Genomic DNA, 18,574 nt, shown 5'->3' with positions numbered 1-18,574 from the left:
TAGATAAGGGGGTGATAATAAATGTAAATATTTCAAATGAATGAAATTGTTGTCCACACTGTCTTTATACAGTAAAAATCTTAAATAAAAAATCCTAAAGCGTATGCATATGCTTTGTTGATCTCTTCAATTTATTTCATAAGCATGATATGATACATTGAGAATTTTTTAAATTAATATTTATTTCAACGTTATTTGCAAGCTCACACCCTAATACCCGGAGCTCTACCAATTAAAGAATTAGCCAAGTGGACCATCCACGCATAAGCCCAGAACTTGAGCTTAGCCTCAACCACTTGTCCCAAAAAGCTTGTAGCCCTGACGGATTCCCCAAAAGTGCGCTTCACAGCAGAGAATAAGGACTCAATCCTCCACCTAACACCGTAACCCTTCTTCTCCCTCCAACGATTATAGCCCAACCTCTTGAACTCCCTTACGGTCTTTCTCCTAGCTGGATGGCCACGTCTAGTAGAAGCGTTCTTCCTAGGTGGGACAACAACCTCAACCCCAGTATTGTAAACCTCATTGGCATCATAAGCTTTATCTCCATAAAACTTCTTGACCTTCTTTCCCTTGTCTTGTAAATCCTTAACTGTCTTTACTGCTGTCTCAACCTCGTTGCTGGTTACTTCGGCGTTTATTATGTTGAATTGGTCTTTATCCATTACTATTTCGATCTTGAGGAATTTTGAGTCCCTAGTTTTACCCCACTTGGCGATGATGTATTGTCCTCCCTTGTTTGTGCTTATTCCCGTTGCGTCTGCTATTACTTCCAGCTCGTCGTTTGCTTCTGGGAATTTTATGTTCATGTTTCTTACTCTTTCCCATATTGTTGAGTAGTCCAGGCTTGTTGGGATGATTTTCAGTCTCTCTAGTGCTCTCAATACTCCTTCAATAGCCCTATAAGGTAAGAACAAGTGGAGGAATGCTAGGAATTCGTTGAACTCCTTTGGTGCCTTGTAGGTTTTCTTTGCATATCTATTCTCCTCTGCTAGTAAATCCCACCAGTGTTCGAAGACGTAGAAGGGGAACATTAGGGTATATCTCATTATAACGTTCTCGTCGTACTTGTGCCAATCCCTCTTGTACTTACTCTTTCCCATGGGTAATACTCGTAATTATTTTTTATAAATTTTTGTATAATTCTGAAGTAGTCCACAAAGCAGTATGCATAGAAAAGCTTATATTTGACTTTTGATAGTAATAGAGATTAAAAAGAAGACAACAAAGGTGAGTATAAACATGGCAGAAGTTGCATATAGAGTAGTCTTTGAGGGGGCATTCTATAAGATAATAGAGGACGATGAAGCATCTCTATTATTATTCGAAGGTAAACCTATATCAGCGACATGCGTTGAGCACGGTACGCACGGAAGCCCATACGGGTGCCCCCACGTAGAAAGACTAATGAAAAAGATTTTTTCTTAACTAACCTTTCGAGCCTATAACAGCTATTTCTATTAAAACATCTTTTGGTAACCTTGATACTTCTACTGTAATTCTAGCGGGTGGTTTTTCCTTAAAGTATTCCGCATAGACGGAATTGAAGTCTGAGAACATGTTCATGTCTTTTAGGTACACGAAACTCATTACAACATCGCTTAACTCAAATCCTGCAGCCTTTAGGACAGCCTTCAGGTTTTCGAGTACAACTCTTGTTTGTTCCTTAATCCCTCCTTTAACAACTTCTCCAGACTTAGGATCTACTGGAATTTGTCCAGAGACATATACTGTATTTCCTACTTTTACTGCTTGAGAGTAAGGACCTATCGGTTTAGGTGCGTCCGGAGAGAAAACTATTTCCATATCATAAGAAAGGGGAACTAGATTTTACGTTTTATCCTCTCTAATCTAATCTCCTCGTTTATATTCTTTTCCAGCTTGTTAAGGTTAGAATTAACTATAATTGATCCTATTCTAGCTAAAAGCGAGCCGTCATGCTCTAACGTGATCCTAATCACGTTTTCATCAACTTTACTTATTTTAAGTACACCTCCTCCTTTATCAGAATCATACACATACTTCACTTCATTGTAACCAAGGAACACTCTCCCAGTTGAATGATAAGAGGATAATGCAACTTTTCCCTCAGCTTCAAACTTTTCACCATCTACTTTAATTCTATTAACGTTAGGAAATATCCTAGGGATTGTGAAGCTTGGGTCAGCAAATATCTGCAACACGACATCGACTGGATGCGATATTTTAATTTCTCTTTCCAGCTTCATCATCATAAATATTGGTTACAAAGAATTAATTTTTAATTCCATTCATTGTAAGTTTAACATTTTAAATTGTAATAACTTGTCTATACATAGGTCGCATAAGTTGGTTCACAATACTTTTATTGTACTATTTTACGAAATAACATAGTAATTTTTTATCCATGTTTATCAGTTACAGAAGAGATATCATTCTCCTCTTATATGTAGTTGATAATGTAAAGCTATTATCAAGTCCCTTTCCGTAATTATACCACCTACTGTGCCATCTTCCTTCAGTACCAGAAGCGAACCTACTTTCTTCATGATCATAGTACTTGCGGCTTCATTTATAGATTTCTCTGGGTCTATAGTTAGAACATCTTTAGTAGCTACCTGTGAGACTTTCTTTGAGAAGAACATGTCTGGATCACTCTTAACCACAGCTTTAGTAAAGAGTTTTAGTGCATCTGCCGCGGTTATTATACCCTTAACTTTATTTTGGTCATCAACTATAGGTAACCTCCTGAACCCTCTCCTGATCATTAATTTTACAGCTTCAAACACCGGGACGTCTTCATAGACAGTACTCACTTTTTTGGTCATGAACTTTTTCACTGGAAATAACTCGTCTAGATCTTGAAAAATTAGGAGTAGTTCCCTTTCTGTTACAATGCCCGATACTTTTTTCTCTCGATTTAAAACTGGGAGGGCTCCGAAGTTTCTAGCTACCATTAATGTTAATGCATCTATCACATCATCATCTTCATAAGCGTAAACGGGTCTAGGCGTCATAACTTGTGCGACTTGTTTTTCAATAAGTGCGAATATATCTCCCCTATCACAACCTTCTTCACACCTTTCCGTAACGAAAGTAAGTAAATCACGAGTGGATATAATCCCTTCAATTGATTCATTAGTTACTATAACTCTTCCTATACCTCTTGTGTTAACTTTCTTAAACGCTTCGACTAGTTTATCCCTTACGGAAACTATTGGAGGGTCTGGAAGCATGAGTGTTTTTATTATCATGGTTTTCTATTCCAACTTGCCGTTTATAATTCTTACCTTCAGTCAGCAAGGTACCCTAAATGCCAATCACTTTGTTAAACCCTCTGTAAACTTCAGCTACACTCCACGCTTGGGCTATACAACCACCAGCTAGATACGGAGGTATATCCTCGAATAGCTCAGGAATATATCCGTTATTCTCCTTAATCACATCCAGTAGGGGTCTAAAGATATCGATGAGCATTTTTGCCTTTATCAGATCACTCTCGACTTTTAATTTAGCGTCTATATAAGCTCCTATCAACCAAGGCCATATAGGACCGTTATGATAAGCTTCATCCCTACTAGCCCTATCTCCTCTATAGATGGGCTTGTATCTGGGATCTCTCATGGAAAGTGTGCTGAGCCCGTAGGGTCTCAGAAGTTCATTCTCAATCGTAGCAAGCATTACCTTGCCCATTTCTGGGGGTAAAACGTTGAAGGGTAATGATAATGCGAAAAGTTGGTTAGGTCTTATGGACTTATCCGGTATCATATACTGGTCAATATAGTCGTAAAGACCCCAACTTGCTACAAACTTCTCGTTGAAGGCGTTTCTAACTTTTTCGGCCATTTCTACATAATAATCTTGTTTATCTCCTAGAAGTTTAGAAAAAAAGTTCATAACCATTAACGCGTTATACCATAATGCGTTTATTTCCACTGCAGCACCTTCTCTCGGTGTAACTATCCTACCGTTATAACTTGCGTCCATCCACGTTCTCGGCGCTCCTTTGTGAAATAATAAGTTATCTTTAACGTAAACTATCCCGTTTCCCTTAGAATACCATTCGACTATTTCCTGAAATTTAGGATAAATTCTCCTGATAAATTCCTTATCGCCACTGTAGGTGTAAATTTTGTAAACTGTATTTATCGCCCATAAGCTGATATCAACACCGACGTAAATGGGTTCACCTTCGGGTGTTATGTGGTTTGGTAACATCCCCCTCTCGGAGTGGCTCAGATACCGTGTAGTTATATCCTCAGCAAGTTTATACAATCCGTTTAAGAGCAAAATCCCCTCCATGGATATGAATGTATCCCTACCCCACTCGTCAAACCAGTGATAACCTGCAATAATAGCCCAACCTTCTTTCCCCTTGACCAGAAAGTCAGTTGAGGCACTTGCTAAGAGCTTTAGAACGTCATAGGGATTTTCCTTTAGTTTTTCGTAACCATATTTGTCATAGTATACGTGAACTATTAAGGTGTTATCCTTACTTGTTACGCAGAATGGGTTGAAGAGATCTTCCTTGTGGTTTGAACCTCTCTCATAGTCTAAGACGTAAAAGAAGTTATAGTACCAGTATCCGGTCATCTCTGCGTTGATACCGCTTTCAAATAGGAAGTTCAGGAAGGGAATGCCATCTTTTACTACCCTAGCCTTTTGTCCTTGAAAGTGAACATCAAAGAATGTAGATTTAGGAGTTACAAGATGGTGGCTGCGATAGGTAATTAGAGGACAAATTTTAATTCGCCCATCAGTCGCCTTGTATTCTATAGTTATAGCATTTTCAAATCCATGAGCTATTAAAGTCTTTTCTAACCTAACGTTGTTCACTTCGTAAACCCATCTTACGTAATTCCTGCTCCACTTGAACTCCTTTAAGTACCTATATCCGTCTGGATAATATGTTCCTTCGTAATGGTTGGTACTTATTGGAAATTCGCCCTCATCGGTTATCAAAAAATCCTCGAATTTAGACAACATCACATATCTTTTGTGGGGTTGGTTCAAAGGTACTACTAGATACCCGTGGTAAGTCCTTGAGTTTATACCGCAAATGCTTGAAGAGGAATATCCTCCAGTTCTAAGAGATAAGAGCCATTCTCGCCTTTCGCATTCCTCCGGCGGTAACACACTTTAATTTACTATTTATTAGTTATTAGTTTATCTAAGGTAATTATAAACTCAGAGTGAGACCACACTAGAGGCATTACAGACGAACTCTGCAAAGAGTCCGGATAAACTTGCTCTGGAAGCAAACCGGTTGGTAAAGCTCTATCCATTACCCATTTTACGTACTTCATAGCCCTCTGGATATCCCCTATTTCAACGTAATACTCTGCCACCCATAAGGTAGTTATTACCCACGGATTAGGCTGAGATTTCTCCCTTCTGTAGTAGTCGTTCTCATACCTTATGATCCCACCGTTAACCGTTAGTAAGTCTTCAATAATCTTTATTGTGTTTTTCATAACTACATGTTCTGGCTCTACCATTTCGAAGAAGAAGGGAGAATACATGCTTGCATCTACTGTGAGATCCTTGTTCCCATATTCGTCCAAACGCCTTACAAACCTGTCGTTATGAACCATCCTTTTTAGAGCCTCTTCCTTCATATACCTCGCAATAGTTATCATATCTCCTGAGAGCACCTCATCTCCCATGTCTGCTACTAGCTTTGATGCCGACTTAAGCGCTCCGAATACAGTTGATACTGTGTAGATGTGAATTCCATACCTCTCTTCCCATAAATCGAAACTGGGCTTCGGTAAACCGTCTTCAATATATCTCATCATGAACCTTACAGCGGGTTTAACAAAATCCTTGTAAATCGAGACTAGCACGTCTATATCCTTATAATATTCGTAGTGCTTAGCGATAGCCCAAACTTGTAAAGCCGTTTCATCTTCTTGAATTGGGTAAATCCTCTTACCATTCATCAACCAAGGATGCCATGAACTTGCCAGCGTACTGTCTGGATTATATTTATGAAATAAGAATCCATCCTCACTTATGAGTTTTGAAATAAACGCATAGTGTTTAACAGCAAGATCCCCATAACCAGCTAAGTCCAGTGCATGAGCAGTTATTGCACTATCTCTAGGCCAGCAGTATGTGTAGGAATCACCATAGACTCCTACGAAGCTGTAATCTGAAGAGGCTATGATTGAGCCGTTCTGATCCATGTGATTTTTTATTACCAATAGACTTATCTGGAATAAATCTCGAAGCTTTTCATCTATCTCTTTTGTCTTAAACTTGTTGAACCAGTTTTTCCAGAACATATACGAGTTTGTGAACGAGGACTCAATTTCCGTCGATGTAACCCTCTTAAGAAGTTTTCTTAAACCTTGTAATGTCCTATCGAAAGCTATTGTTAAGTAAACTTTTTCGCTACCTAAAGAATTTAGCGACAAGGAAAAGGCTAATGCTGACTGAACGTTTCCGTTTTCTATAGTCTTTCCTTTCAGGTTGCCGTCATTTACATCTTCAAAAATGTCATTTTTTCCTACAGTGAACTCGTTGAAGTCTTTCATGATTCCCAGAAGTTTTATTCCTATATACCTCTTAGACTTGTAATGGATGATTGCATTCGTCTCAGGATCATAGAATGCTGTGTCTCCGTAAGGGTTTGAGTAAAGGTCTAGATCAAAGAGAAAAAGTAGTTTTGCCTTCACCGGTTCAGCTGACTTATTGTATACTTTAATAATCCGGTAAAATAAAGGCTCGTATAGGTCAGCGAAATCGTAGGCGATGAGAGATAACTTGTTGTCTATATCGGCTTTAACCTCACCTATATTCGTGTTGTCAAGATAAGAAAGGCTCGTCTTCCATTCAACATCTTGGTATAGTCTATCTGTAAATATATATTGCCTTACGGGTTTACCGTTAGTGTGATTTTCCATCCCTATATAAGGGTAGTAAAGGTCGATGATCCTACCGAACTCATCTAAGTTCACTAGTATCTTGCCGTTGCCTATGCTAAGAGACCTCATGTGAGCACTGTATCGTATAACTTACTTTCGGCGTTAATAAGCTTATGAGGATAAATCTTGGAATTCACAATTTCACTTCCCTCTCCTATTACTACGTCTTCTGCAATTACGCTGTTTATAATTCTTGTAGGTCTCGATTTTGACGACCTTATCTCTACATGTCTTGCTATAATTGAGTTCTCAATTATAGCATAATCTCCGATATAGCATCTGTCCATCAGTGAGCTCTTTACTATTTTCACTCCTTCTCCTATGATTGTAAAGTTATCAATGCCTGACTCCTCTATATATGTGTGCTTACCTATCTGACAATGTCTCCCTATAAGTATGTTACCTTCTAGCTTCAGCTCTCCCTTCTTATACATCCTCTTAATAGCCAGTCTTCTCTTCCTCGAGTCTGGACTCGTACCTTGAACAAAGATCCTTCTATCGGGATCAATTCTAATCCCGTGCATGTCTTTAGCATCGAGTGTCTTCAGTAAGGTCAGCATCGCATCCAAATACCTTCCGGGAGTACCTACATCGAACCATAAGTCATTAATGATATACCCATAAATGGGATATCCCTTCTTTATCAAGTACGGTATTATGTCCTTACCAAAGTCCATTTTTCCCATCTTATACATTTCCTGAACTTCCTCGCTCTTGAAGACCTTCCTTATTTCAGGACTAATGACGTATAAGCCAGTATTCGCCAAATTGCTTGGTGCTTCTTCTTTTTTAGGTTTCTCAACGAACTTCTTAATTCTATTGTCCCTTTCAAGTTCGGCAACTCCGAACTCCTCCACGTTTTCAACAGGCTTTAACACAATGGTCATGAACGCGTTTTTGTTCTCATGGAACTCGAGAACCTTTTTAATGTCAAGTTTGAATAAGTTATCCCCTTGAACCACTAAAAAGTGCTCTTGAATATCATAGTATTCGAGGTTTATCCTCACGGCATCAGCATTTCCTATGCTATCAACCCTTGGCTGGTACTTGAAGTGGACTCTAGGTTTGATGTGATACCTAGCTGAAAAACCAATTCCTTCCTTATATAAGTCGAACAAGGAACGATAGTTTACATATCCCCTAACACCGAAAATTATCTCCTTTATCCCTTGTCGAGCTAGTTCCAGTAAAGTGTACTCAATTAAAGGTCTGTTCAGAAGCCTAACGGCGGCTTTTGATGTCTCTACTGTCAAAGGTCTGAGTCTGGTCGCTTCTCCTCCTATCGGGATTATTACCTTTACATCTTCTATGCTGATTGTCATCACTTAATAATTTTTATACAATGATTTATAAAACATATATATGAGGCACGTCAGTATAGGCTTTGAAGTACACCAACCTTTCAGGATAAAAAAGGACTTTCTTTGGAATCCAATGTACAGAGGTGAAGTGTTATCGAAGTACTTTGATGACTCCCTTAATAAGGAGGTCTTTGAGAGGGTAAAGAGGAAATGTTACGTACCAGCAACCAAGATAATCCTTGAGGAAGTCGAAAGAGGCGAAAATGAAGGATACGACGTGAAGTTCTTTTACTCTATCTCCGGCACTTTCGTGGAGCAGGCGGAAAAGTGGGGGAGAGAAGTAATAGAACTCCTACAACAACTCTCTTATACCAGAAAAGTCGAGTTCCTTTCACAAACTTATTACCACTCGGTCACGTCATTGTGGGCAGATTTGGACGAATGGAGAGAACAAGTGAAAAAGCACATAGAGTTAATAAAAGAACTCTTTGACCAAAACCCGGTGACTTTCGAGAATACGGAGTTGATCACTAACTTCAGGATAGCGAAAGAAGTGGAGAAGATGGGTTTCAAGGCAATAGTCACAGAAGGAAAGGAAAGTTTATTGAAAGGGAGAAGTCCGAACCACGTTTATAGGGTTAAGGGAACGAACCTATCCCTATTTCTGAGGAACTACAGACTAAGTGATGACATTGCCTTTAGATTTTCAAACAGAAACTGGGATCAATATCCCTTAACAGCTAAGAAATTTGCAGACTGGGTAAGCTGGTCTGAGGGAGATACGGGGATGATCTTTGTAGACTATGAGACGTTCGGTGAGCATCACTGGACAGAAAGCGGGATCCTAGACTTCCTACGCTGGTTACCCAGAGAACTGAAGAGAACCGGCGTTAAGATGGTTTTACCGCGGGAAGTCTATCAAAACGTGTACGACGAAATTCCCTTAGACCAAACTGTCTCTTGGGCAGACGTAAACAAAGACGAGTCTAGTTGGTTAGGAAATATTATGCAATGGGCATTTGACGAGATGGTGAGGAGGACGGAAATGTTAGCTAAAGAGTTAGGCGGTGATTATATCAAGGCATGGAGGTACTTCACTACTAGTGATCATTATTACTATATGTTCTTAGGCAGTGGTGGGCCCGCTGAGGTTCACTCCTATTTTAATTCTTTCAATTCACCTATTGATGCATTCATTAACGAGTTTTACGCTATAACACTATTCCAAGAAGAAATGAGGAATAAACTAGGAATAAATAATGAGCCTTTCATATTTAACGTAAATGGGCAAAGGGGAAAAGAAGTGTGGACTTTGAAGCAATTTTACGAGGTATTAAAAAATCACCCAGAATACAAGGAATTTGAGAAGTATGTTAAGGAGTGGTCTAAATGAGAAGATATGAATCACTTTGGATGCCCGACGAAATCAAGAGCATTTGGATGATTTCTACCGAACTCACAAAGGTGGCTAGTTTAGGAGGTCTTGGTCCAGTAGTTTATAATCTAAGCAAGAACTTGGCAGAGAAGGGTTACAGAGTAACGGTGATTATGCCCAGTCACGGGAGGCATTTAGACCCTAAATTAAGGGAGTTTCTTTCTCTCAGGGAGTTACCTTTGGTCGCAGAAGGAGACAGAGTTGGACTTGACGGAAACAGATATCACTATAAGTTGGGATTTGAAGGAGGAAAACTGGACGGGTTTAACGTGATCCTAGTAAAGGGGCTAGACTATAATACTGGGGTCTTAATGGACAATTGGAACATTTACGCATACATCACCGAGAAGGCTGCTCTATTAGCAAGAGGTGTAATGAAATATTCGGAGTTCTCTATACCCTCAAACGTCCCGTCAATTATTCACGTCCATGATTGGCACTCAGTTTTAGCAGGAGTAGGGGCAAAACAAGTATTTGAAACAAGGAGAATTATAGTACCTTTAGTGTATACAATTCATTTAATTAACAAGGTAGGATTTCCTTGGCATTACGCATCGGAGGACTGGGCAGGTCTGATGAATTGCCCGCATTACATATGGAAAGTAATAAAACACGAGCTATACACTACGAGACAAGTATGGGACGAACTGTCCTCGGGTTTCATAGAAAAGTTTGGAGCCTATGAAGCGGATATGATAGCGACCGTAAGTAAGAGTTACCTAACTTACGACGTTTATAACTTCATAGGGAATTGGATAGAGAATAAGAGCTGTGTAACATACAACGGTACTGAGTGGAACATAAACGAGGCGATAGAATACGCTAAAGCTAGGTTCAACACCACGGATAGGAGTATCGTAAGGAGGAAACTTTACGAGGAACTGGAGAGATTGAGGATTATACCAGAGGATTATGTAACGGGAAATATGCTTTGGAATAATCGCTTCAGGATAGGGATCAAAGACGACTGGACTTATGCCAGAGTAGATGACGGACCTTTAGTGCTCTTTGCGGGAAGGATGGTTTACCAGAAGGGAGTAGATTTATTGATAAGAGCATTCAGGGAGACACTTAATGTAATTCCCAATGCTAAACTTATCATATTGGGGCTGCCTTCAGGAGATTATGGGTTACTTCAAGACACAATCAATAAGGCTTCAGAAATGGGAGGAAATATTAGGATTATAGTGTCTACGTCCTTACCCAACGATATTTATAAACTGTTCTTCTATGCAGCATCTGTCTTCGCGATACCGTCCAGATGGGAGCCATTCGGTTTAGTCTCCGTGGAAGCCATGGCTTTAGGAGTACCGGTCGTAGCATATGCTGTAGGAGGGCTGAGAGAGACCGTAGTAGACATAAGGGGGAACAGCGAAAACGGAACCGGGTTTTTAGTAGAGCCAGAAAACATATGGGAGCTAGGTAGAGCCCTCACTACGTCTCTCCTACTATCAATAGCTACCGAGAAGAAAGATACGAGTATACTTAACAACCCTAACTTAATATACAAACCAGAAAGTGTTGACTTTTGGGATAAGGTCAGAGAGAATAGTATAAGAAGGGTGGAGGAGAACTTCAGGTGGTCTACTTCGGTGAACCAACTTCTTAATTGTTATTCCAAAGCCCAGACAATGGCTAAATACAGAGTATTAGCATCATTTTAACACCACTTTATTAAGTCACTCGCTTTACTTTTTCTAGTGCAAGAACAGATTCCACCTGGTCAGAGATACGTTAAAAAATTCATATACTATGCCGCATTAGGAGTTCCAGAAGTTGATATACAGAGTTACAGACTAAAGATATTAGGAGAAGTGGAAAATAAGTTGGAGTTCACTTATGAGGAACTGCTGAAGATGATAGATACAGAATACATAAGGGACTTCCACTGTGTTACTGGATGGAGTGTAGCTGGTATAAAATGGGAAGGGATAAAGATGAAAACGATAGCATCCTTAGCTAAGGTGAAGGACACTGCAAAATGGGTAATGTTCTACTCATTAGATGGATACACTTCTGTAGTCCCAATTGAGGACGCTTTGTCAGAGGACACAATAATAGCGTTGAAGATGAACGGGAAACCTTTAGATAAAAAGTCAGGATTTCCTGCACGTCCCTTTATACCCCACCTATACGCGTGGAAAAGTGCTAAATGGTTAACTGCTATTCACTTTACATCAGAATATCACGACGGCTTTTGGGAGGAAAGAGGATATCATGAAAGAGGTAACGTCTGGGAAGAAGAGAGGTTTAAGGGAGAAGGACATAGCCACAGCGGAATGAAAAGAAGACCGATTCTCTAACGAGACTTTTACCTTAGCTCGTGGTATAAAAGTACGTATAATAGATATACGATACGTTTTCTGCAGAGGTATACTTCAGATGTAATTGCTAACGAGAAAATTTTTAATAAGTGATAGTATAAGTAATAACTCACAGTGCGGCCGTAGTCTAGCCTGGATTAGGACGCCTGCCTGCCACGAGCTCGCAGGAGACGCAGGAGGTCCCGGGTTCAAATCCCGGCGGCCGCACTCCTTAAGAGTAACCTAACTTGGTAGAGATCACAAAAGCGTCGTTCTTTTACGCACTCACCTTCTTGGTAACCGTAGCCCTTTCCTCTTCTCTATCCAATTCCATTTTACCGGTATTAGTAACTCTGGCTTTGCTCTTTAGAAAGAGAAATGTAGTCTTGATCGAGGTCTTGATCTCTCTTCTATCCTTTCTCCTTCTCTCGGAATTTCATAAACTCAACTTATACATATTCACCGTAAGGGCACTTACTTACTTAAACTTGTACTTCCTAATGTCGGAGTATGTAGACTACCGCACAGTCCTCAATATACTGGAAGAGAAAGGGGTCCCGTTAGTAGTAGGTTTAGCTTATTTTCCTCTCTTTAACGAGATCGTATCTCAGATAGTGTTTAATGCAAAAGCAAGAAAGATAGGTCTCAAACCTTCTAAGCTCCTTCTGCCCTTAGTCGTCCAAATGGTAAAGGTAGCTGAAGACTTGTACGTAGCTTATACTATAAAACTCTACGGAGAATATAGGGGGAGATTAAACCTAAGACCAACTTCCTTAGATTTACTCTTTATCTTACTAGGGGTTATCACGTTTGTTTTAAGCGTCGCCTTTCCTCTAAATCTACCACCGTATCACATATTGATATAAGATCTTCGTCGTGAGTTGCTATTATTATACCCCTTCCCTGTTCCTTCAACGTCTTAATCATATCGTAAAAACTCATAAGTGCATCGCCATCCATACCTACACTGGGCTCATCAAGACCGATCACCTTATAGGGAGAAGCGAAAGCTGAAGCAATCAGGACCCTCATTTTCTGACCGTAACTCAACGGGAAAGGGCTCTTATCCGCAATCTCGTCTAATTTAAATAATTTCAGAACTTTCTCGTCTTTAACTTCATCCCTCACAGTAGGGTTAAAGAACTGCAAGTCGGGGTTATGAAAAACTAAGTAGATTTTCCCAACAAGACTCTTCAACATCGTAGTCTTACCTATCCCGTTTCTACCTACCATGCAGAATACCTCACCTTCTCTCACCTTGATCCAATCTTGTTCGAATATCACTTTACCTAAAGGTGTTTGGATCGTCTGTAAGCTAAAGCCTCTCAACCCGTTCTCCTTCAGAAACCTCTCGTCGTAGAGTTTGTCCCTATCTATCTCTTTAACCCCTTTCTCAGTGAGTAAATAAAATCTGTCACCCCAGTCCCTTACCTCTTTTACTCTATGCTCCGTGATCAAGCTCCCTTTCGGGATAGCTTCCTTAACTAAGGGAATCGCGTACTTATCGAGGTTGGCGAAGGGCTCGTCTAACATTATGTGCTTAGGTCTTGAAGCTAGAACTGTAGAGATGACGAACCTCTTCTTATACCCGTCCGACAACTTATAGAAGTTAACGTTAAAATACTCACCCATGATCCTCTGCGGGATTGAAAAGTCGACATCATGAAACAAGGACTGAAGTTTTAACTCATCTTCACAAGTGAGTCCGAGAATCTGTGTAGAGGGCTCCTGAAAGACTGCAGAGAGCAAAGAGTAATCTCTCTTTTTACAGAAGTCTTCTCCGTCAATAGTCACTTTAATTGGTTCTCCAAGACACAGAGCCCTTTTTATAAGCGTTGTCTTCCCACTACCATTCTTACCTAAAAGGATTACCCTCTCATCCTCGTTTACTTCTATCTCGTCATTGATGATGAGCACAAATTTAATTTGATCACGACTTTATAATAAACATGAAATTAGGCTTCGCTCAATTGGAAGACGGAAGAAAAGTAGTTGTAGTCAATAAAGGAGGTAAATTCTTCGAATTCGAAAAAGAAGGGATGGAGTGTGTATTCAATAACATTAATAACGTTATCAAAGCCTTCGACATAGTCGAGAGATTACCGCTGAAAGAGACTGAGGTTAAAAAACTCTTACCACCCGTATCCCCTAGGAAAGTATTTCTACCGGCTGTAAATTTTAAGTCTCATTCCTCAGAGACTCTCATGAACCCTCCACCCTTTCCTTATTTCTTTACAAAATTTTCAAATGCTATAATCGGTCCTGAGGATCATATTTTGATCCCTAAGGAGTTAAAGAGGACTGACTATGAAGGTGAGATAGGTATTGTAATAGGAAAGAGGGCTAAGAACGTAAGAAAAGAAGATGCCATGGATTATGTTTTCGGTTTTACGGTTGTTAATGACGTAAGTTTTAGGGATTACCAGTTTCCCGAAGTACACCCTTATGGGCTGAACTGGGTTATGGGAAAAAGCCTCGATACAGGTTTACCGGTAGGACCATGGATAGTTACAAAGGACGAAATAAAAGACTTTTACTCACTCAGAATAATAACGAGGTTAAATGGAACTATAGTTCAGGATGGCACTACTAGGGACATGATCTTCAGTGTAGAGGATATGATAGCCTACTTGAGCAAGGGAATAACTCTAGAGCCTGGAGATGTAATAACTACAGGTACTCCTGCTGGAGTAGCTGAGTTCTCAGGTAAAAAATACCTACAAGAAGGAGACGTCATAGAGGTAGAGGTCACTGGAATAGGAGTTCTAAGAAACTACGTCAAGACCATTTAATCACAGCCTTTATTTCTCCCTTTACTTTTTTAGATAAAACTTCAGGTGCTTCCTCCACTTCAACTTTACTGGTTATCATACGGTTCAGAACATCTCCATAACGGTACTTCCATATGGAAAGGTAATTCAATGCACCCTGAAAGTCCTTTTTACTGGCGTTAACACTGCCAATTATCAGTATGTTCTTTTCCACGATCTCGGTCACCAGGTCTGACATCATCTCCGCTTTTTCACCTTCCATAGTCCCGAAGAGGATTAGAGCTGAATTATGTCTCATCTTTTTCATAAGCGGAAGGAAGGCTTCAGGAACTCCGCTCGTATCTACTATGAGGTCTGCATCGGGTAATTTATCGATACCTAATTTCGTGTCGTAAAACTCTGCCCCTATTTTCTCCGAGATGTATCTTTCCGTCTCGCTTGGTTCCCTCTTGTTAAGCAAATAGACTTGAAAACCTAGAGTCCTCAAAGTCATGGCGAAAAACGTCCCTATTGGACCGGTTCCTACTATATAGGCGTTTCTACACTCGAAAGTGGAGTCTTCGCAAGTCCATATCATTCTTCTCTGGATAAAGAGAAGCTCTTCCGTGGCTTTCACCACGTTAGACAAGGGCTCCGTGAGGACAGCTACATCTTTGACCTCTTCTGGAACTTTGACTAGATACTTCTCGTCGTCTACAAACAACTCCCTCATGAAGCCATGCTTTCCTCTTATTCCAGCCTCGACAAACTTTCCCGTTTCGCAAAAATCCTGCCTTCCTATTTTACAGTTCAAGCATTGACCACACCCTCTTCTAACTACCGGTACTACATAGTCCCCCTTTTTCAATGTAGTTACACCGTCTCCTATCTCCTCAACTCTACCTAACCCCTCATGCCCTAAGATTAAAAACGAGAAACCTTCAGGTGGATAAGCAAATGAGATCTTTCCGCTTACTAATCCCCTATCAGTCCCGCATATCCCCGTCATCACTGTTCTGATCAACGCTTGACCTCTACCTAAAGTCTCTTTTACAACGACGTCTCTCACTTCTACTCCTATAATATTAGGCTTTATCGTTATAGCTTTCATACTTATCCTACTCTAACCAGAGTAAAAAAGCCTTTTATTTACAGTTTCAAAAAATAAAGTTATGAAGAAATTACAGATCAACGATAAGAGACCTTTAATAGCCTCTATTGTGTTAACCTTGACATTCATTAACCCGTCAGTGGAAGACTTGATGTTTAATGAAGAATTTGTATTTATGGCATCACATTATGCCTTAGTGTTCGCAGGTTCACTTATCGGGTATTACTACTGGGGTAATAAGTTTAGAACTTCATTATTGGGCTACCTCGGGTCTCTCTTAGTGGTGTTATGGCATTTTCCTCAACTCTTTGTTTTAGGAGGTGCAGAAATTCCGTTTAGAGCCCTTGACGAATTATCGATGTTTTTTGGAGGAGTACTACTCGGTATGGGTGTTAAGAATATGAGGTTAATCGAAAAGCTACTTTTGTTGGTCTTGTGGATGTTAGGGGATACAACTCTAGCCGTTATCTTGGTAATATCCTACCCCTTCTACACTATTCCGCCTTCTCCTTATCCCTTATCTCAGGAACCAGTAACGGGCTATGTAATGGTAATTGCCATGACATTTGTCCTAGGTTACATAATATTCAAGGGTTTCCAAAACCTCAATATCTTTGGCTAAAACGTATTAATTGTTATTTCACCATAGAATAGAAGGGTAAAATGAAAGCCTATGACCTACTCGCTTACCTACTTGAGCACACACAGCCAGGTTCAATCGTAGTGGTGACAACTCCAAATAACATTCCCATAATGTTAGATAAGGAAGATGAATTTTCTGTATTAGCTTATGTTTGTAAGGATGAAGACGTGAAGAAACTCAGAGAGACTTTTGATAAGTCCACGATACATCGAGCCGTTTTAGGCTTGTTAAGTCAACTCTCCGATTACTTACAAACTCAAATAGACGAGTTAAATATCGCAAATTCGGCGTCATACCCAGGTTGTGTAGAGAAGAGGACGCCAAGACAAAGGGAGGTTAAGAGGGAGAAACCCAAACCCAAGAAGGAGGACATTAAGTTTCTAATAGAGCAGATGAGGACACTTCCTGAGGAATTCGATATCTTACCGTTACTAAGCCGTGACGGGAAACTGATCTCACTGGTTATGCAAAACCTCAGCCTTACAGCACTGGATAAGATAGTGAAGTCGTTATCACACGTTAAAGGAGATGCTATAACGCCTATTAATCCAGACTTACAAATGTTAAATTACGTTTTAAGCACGATTAAGTTCGACCTTCAAAAGGGGAACCCATTGTCGTCGCTTGACAATTTCACATTCTTTACAGCCGTGTTCGTAGATCAAGGAGATATTGGTGAGGGAGAGTTCATGGGTAAGAAAATCCCCAAAAGGAGCGGTAAATTCTTCACTTCCAATTCTAAGGGAGGGCTTAAACCTATACCCCTTGAATTTCTCGATTACTCAAAGAATAAAAAGAATGGACTGTATGTAGGTTACTTTGTCCACGACGGCCAGCAATTCGTAAGATTAGGAGGCTTCGACTTACTGGATTACCATGAGCAAGGAAAGTTTACTATTAACGCATACCTACTCTCGTCTTTTTTAGCCGCCCAAAGGGACTTTAGCATTGAATACTCAGCCTTCGACAAGCTGGTGAGCAACTTCGTTAACAGTGTGATATCCAAAGGTATAGGTGCAAAATACGTAAAGGAAGTGTTTGAACTCGAGAACTTATTATATGACATCCAGTTAGTAAAGAACGTCACCAAGGAATCAATAAACATAGTAGACCCTATATCTTTCTGGTACTACAAAAGTAAAGGGCAAGACCCATTATTATGCACTGAATGTGAGCTAAAGGATAAGGTGGAACTATGGAATAAAATAACGAAAGGGTGGTTCAGGGAATTCCTGCTGTAGAATTTTTAGTCAACTACAGATGTTTTTAAAACTGCAAAAATAATGGGTCTTAAAAAACACAACCTTACATAGCTTCTTTTATTACGTTCAATATTTGTTGCGCTTCTTCTTGTATGTAAGACGTTGTTTCTAACTGAGCATATGCGTAAGGGTTAGAGGTGACGTTAACCTTAGGTATTACTCCTTTCGAAATATTTCCATAAAGTTCTTGTGGAGTATAACCCGAAGTAGCGAAGTAATAAGGAGCTACCGAGTTCAACGTTTGGTCATATCCAATTATCATCCAAGTACCGTTGGGTCCCGTTATTAATATTACTGTAGCTATATGGGGAGGATTTCCAGCATCAGCTAAATTAGGGTACTGCCCAAATGGTGTGTTCAGCTCATATTTAGCTATCAAGTTATAGACCCAATTAGGTACATCCTTTTGGAGTTCTTGTTGTTCTAAAGTTACTATGGAATCACCAGAGTAGGGGACTATAGTACCGTTTGTCAGGCTAATACTATCATTGTTAGTAAACATCCTTCCTATCATGTAGAAGAAATGAAAATGTACACTTCCATTAGGTATAAAAGTCTGAAATAATAAGCCCGGTACTTGCATAGGTGTTGATACACCTCCAGTAGGTGAGGGCAATGGTTCTGGATCAGACCATATTGGGGTAACGTTAATTTTACCGTAGTGGCTTAAGGCTAGATACAATGGCCATGACTGGGTAGCTCCGTAAGGGCATCCCTCCCAAGAGACTAAATAAACATCGACAATATTCGGTGATGACGCATAGTCCTGATTTGAGACCTTAACAAAATGTAGGAATGGAAATGATTCGCTTGCCTGGGTTGTAGGAGGCTTTATGGAAGGTAAGATTATTAGAAAAGCTA

At 39.9% G+C, this 18,574-nt stretch carries 18 protein-coding genes and 1 tRNA gene; 9 read left to right on the top strand and 10 right to left on the bottom strand.

Going from position 1 to position 18,574, the window contains the following annotated elements; all coding sequences use genetic code 11:
* Positions 1–203: 203 nt before the first annotated feature.
* Complete coding sequence (locus WIW52_RS01915; RefSeq protein WP_337708269.1) at positions 204–1,103, bottom strand: IS5 family transposase; 900 nt, start codon at positions 1,101–1,103, stop codon at positions 204–206.
* Positions 1,104–1,242: 139 nt separating this feature from the next.
* On the opposite strand from WIW52_RS01915, the gene WIW52_RS01910 reads away from it, so the two are divergent.
* Positions 1,243–1,428 carry a hypothetical protein gene (locus WIW52_RS01910; RefSeq protein WP_337699427.1) on the top strand — a complete coding sequence of 62 codons (186 nt, stop codon included), beginning with the start codon at positions 1,243–1,245 and terminating at the stop codon, positions 1,426–1,428.
* Here WIW52_RS01910 and WIW52_RS01905 read toward each other — a convergent pair whose 3' ends face one another.
* The 6 genes from WIW52_RS01905 to WIW52_RS01880 form a co-directional block, all read right to left on the bottom strand.
* Complete coding sequence (locus WIW52_RS01905) at positions 1,429–1,806, bottom strand: RidA family protein (RefSeq protein WP_337699193.1); 378 nt, start codon at positions 1,804–1,806, stop codon at positions 1,429–1,431. It lies immediately after the preceding gene.
* A 17-nt stretch (positions 1,807–1,823) separates the two neighbouring features.
* Positions 1,824–2,234, bottom strand: a complete 411-nt coding sequence (locus WIW52_RS01900; protein WP_337708267.1) for an STK_08120 family protein — start codon at positions 2,232–2,234, stop codon at positions 1,824–1,826.
* Between the two features lie 177 nt (positions 2,235–2,411).
* Positions 2,412–3,233: a CBS domain-containing protein gene (locus WIW52_RS01895; RefSeq protein WP_337708265.1), complete on the bottom strand. Its 822-nt coding sequence runs from the start codon at positions 3,231–3,233 to the stop codon at positions 2,412–2,414.
* 55 nt (positions 3,234–3,288) lie between these two features.
* Positions 3,289–5,115 carry an amylo-alpha-1,6-glucosidase gene (locus tag WIW52_RS01890; protein WP_337708263.1) on the bottom strand — a complete coding sequence of 609 codons (1,827 nt, stop codon included), beginning with the start codon at positions 5,113–5,115 and terminating at the stop codon, positions 3,289–3,291.
* Positions 5,116–5,126: 11 nt separating this feature from the next.
* A complete protein-coding gene (locus WIW52_RS01885; protein ID WP_337708262.1) occupies positions 5,127–6,977 on the bottom strand; it encodes a glycoside hydrolase family 15 protein in 1,851 nt (616 codons plus the stop codon).
* On the bottom strand, positions 6,974–8,230 hold the full coding sequence (locus WIW52_RS01880; protein WP_337708259.1) for an NDP-sugar synthase: 1,257 nt from the start codon (positions 8,228–8,230) through the stop codon (positions 6,974–6,976). Before WIW52_RS01880 ends, WIW52_RS01885 begins: the two co-directional genes overlap by 4 nt.
* A 40-nt stretch (positions 8,231–8,270) precedes the next feature.
* On the opposite strand from WIW52_RS01880, the gene WIW52_RS01875 reads away from it, so the two are divergent.
* The 5 genes from WIW52_RS01875 to WIW52_RS01855 all read left to right on the top strand — a co-directional run bounded on the left by WIW52_RS01875 (position 8,271) and on the right by WIW52_RS01855 (position 12,813).
* Positions 8,271–9,602 (top strand): glycoside hydrolase family 57 protein, encoded by a 1,332-nt coding sequence (locus tag WIW52_RS01875; protein WP_337708258.1) that lies wholly within the window; start codon positions 8,271–8,273, stop codon positions 9,600–9,602.
* Complete coding sequence (locus WIW52_RS01870) at positions 9,599–11,308, top strand: glycogen/starch synthase (protein WP_337708256.1); 1,710 nt, start codon at positions 9,599–9,601, stop codon at positions 11,306–11,308. Before WIW52_RS01875 ends, WIW52_RS01870 begins: the two co-directional genes overlap by 4 nt.
* 36 nt (positions 11,309–11,344) lie before the next feature.
* Positions 11,345–11,947 (top strand): sulfite oxidase-like oxidoreductase, encoded by a 603-nt coding sequence (locus tag WIW52_RS01865; protein WP_337708255.1) that lies wholly within the window; start codon positions 11,345–11,347, stop codon positions 11,945–11,947.
* 137 nt (positions 11,948–12,084) lie between these two features.
* Positions 12,085–12,175, top strand: a tRNA-Gly gene (locus tag WIW52_RS01860).
* 20 nt (positions 12,176–12,195) lie between these two features.
* Positions 12,196–12,813, top strand: a complete 618-nt coding sequence (locus WIW52_RS01855) for a hypothetical protein (protein WP_337708254.1) — start codon at positions 12,196–12,198, stop codon at positions 12,811–12,813.
* Here the strand turns inward: WIW52_RS01855 and WIW52_RS01850 are convergent.
* Complete coding sequence (locus tag WIW52_RS01850) at positions 12,752–13,864, bottom strand: ABC transporter ATP-binding protein (RefSeq protein ID WP_337708252.1); 1,113 nt, start codon at positions 13,862–13,864, stop codon at positions 12,752–12,754. The two genes, WIW52_RS01855 and WIW52_RS01850, sit on opposite strands and share 62 nt — an antisense overlap.
* A 32-nt stretch (positions 13,865–13,896) precedes the next feature.
* On the opposite strand from WIW52_RS01850, the gene WIW52_RS01845 reads away from it, so the two are divergent.
* Entirely contained in the window at positions 13,897–14,739 is an 843-nt protein-coding gene (locus WIW52_RS01845; RefSeq protein ID WP_337708250.1) for a fumarylacetoacetate hydrolase family protein, read from the top strand.
* Here WIW52_RS01845 and WIW52_RS01840 read toward each other — a convergent pair.
* A complete protein-coding gene (locus WIW52_RS01840; RefSeq protein WP_337708248.1) occupies positions 14,726–15,808 on the bottom strand; it encodes a glucose 1-dehydrogenase in 1,083 nt (360 codons plus the stop codon). The two genes, WIW52_RS01845 and WIW52_RS01840, sit on opposite strands and share 14 nt — an antisense overlap.
* Positions 15,809–15,869: 61 nt before the next feature.
* Here WIW52_RS01840 and WIW52_RS01835 point away from each other — a divergent pair, with 61 nt between their 5' ends.
* The gene (locus WIW52_RS01835) at positions 15,870–16,430 is read left to right on the top strand and encodes a DUF1404 domain-containing protein (protein WP_337708247.1); all 561 of its coding nucleotides are present in this window, start codon (positions 15,870–15,872) and stop codon (positions 16,428–16,430) included.
* A 41-nt stretch (positions 16,431–16,471) separates the two neighbouring features.
* The gene (locus WIW52_RS01830; RefSeq protein ID WP_337708245.1) at positions 16,472–17,692 is read left to right on the top strand and encodes a hypothetical protein; all 1,221 of its coding nucleotides are present in this window, start codon (positions 16,472–16,474) and stop codon (positions 17,690–17,692) included.
* A 64-nt stretch (positions 17,693–17,756) separates the two neighbouring features.
* Here WIW52_RS01830 and WIW52_RS01825 read toward each other — a convergent pair.
* On the bottom strand, positions 17,757–18,574 hold an 818-nt coding region (locus WIW52_RS01825; RefSeq protein WP_337708242.1), incomplete at its 5' end, for a DUF929 domain-containing protein.

Origin of the sequence: Stygiolobus sp. RP850M, assembly GCF_037389295.1 — an archaeon.
In the GTDB taxonomy this organism is placed as follows: domain Archaea; phylum Thermoproteota; class Thermoprotei_A; order Sulfolobales; family Sulfolobaceae; genus Stygiolobus.
The sequence above is the reverse complement of the archived record's forward strand: the minus strand, read 5'-3'. Positions and strand labels throughout refer to the sequence as shown.

Coding starts and splice junctions, on each gene's coding strand:
- WIW52_RS01915 (WP_337708269.1), bottom strand. CDS start 1,103: ATGGGAAAGAGTAAGTACAAGAGGGATTGGCACAAGTACGACGAGAAC.
- WIW52_RS01910 (WP_337699427.1), top strand. CDS start 1,243: ATGGCAGAAGTTGCATATAGAGTAGTCTTTGAGGGGGCATTCTATAAG.
- WIW52_RS01905 (WP_337699193.1), bottom strand. CDS start 1,806: ATGGAAATAGTTTTCTCTCCGGACGCACCTAAACCGATAGGTCCTTAC.
- WIW52_RS01900 (WP_337708267.1), bottom strand. CDS start 2,234: ATGATGATGAAGCTGGAAAGAGAAATTAAAATATCGCATCCAGTCGAT.
- WIW52_RS01895 (WP_337708265.1), bottom strand. CDS start 3,233: ATGATAATAAAAACACTCATGCTTCCAGACCCTCCAATAGTTTCCGTA.
- WIW52_RS01885 (WP_337708262.1), bottom strand. CDS start 6,977: ATGAGGTCTCTTAGCATAGGCAACGGCAAGATACTAGTGAACTTAGAT.
- WIW52_RS01880 (WP_337708259.1), bottom strand. CDS start 8,230: ATGACAATCAGCATAGAAGATGTAAAGGTAATAATCCCGATAGGAGGA.
- WIW52_RS01875 (WP_337708258.1), top strand. CDS start 8,271: ATGAGGCACGTCAGTATAGGCTTTGAAGTACACCAACCTTTCAGGATA.
- WIW52_RS01870 (WP_337708256.1), top strand. CDS start 9,599: ATGAGAAGATATGAATCACTTTGGATGCCCGACGAAATCAAGAGCATT.
- WIW52_RS01845 (WP_337708250.1), top strand. CDS start 13,897: ATGAAATTAGGCTTCGCTCAATTGGAAGACGGAAGAAAAGTAGTTGTA.
- WIW52_RS01840 (WP_337708248.1), bottom strand. CDS start 15,808: ATGAAAGCTATAACGATAAAGCCTAATATTATAGGAGTAGAAGTGAGA.
- WIW52_RS01835 (WP_337708247.1), top strand. CDS start 15,870: ATGAAGAAATTACAGATCAACGATAAGAGACCTTTAATAGCCTCTATT.
- WIW52_RS01830 (WP_337708245.1), top strand. CDS start 16,472: ATGAAAGCCTATGACCTACTCGCTTACCTACTTGAGCACACACAGCCA.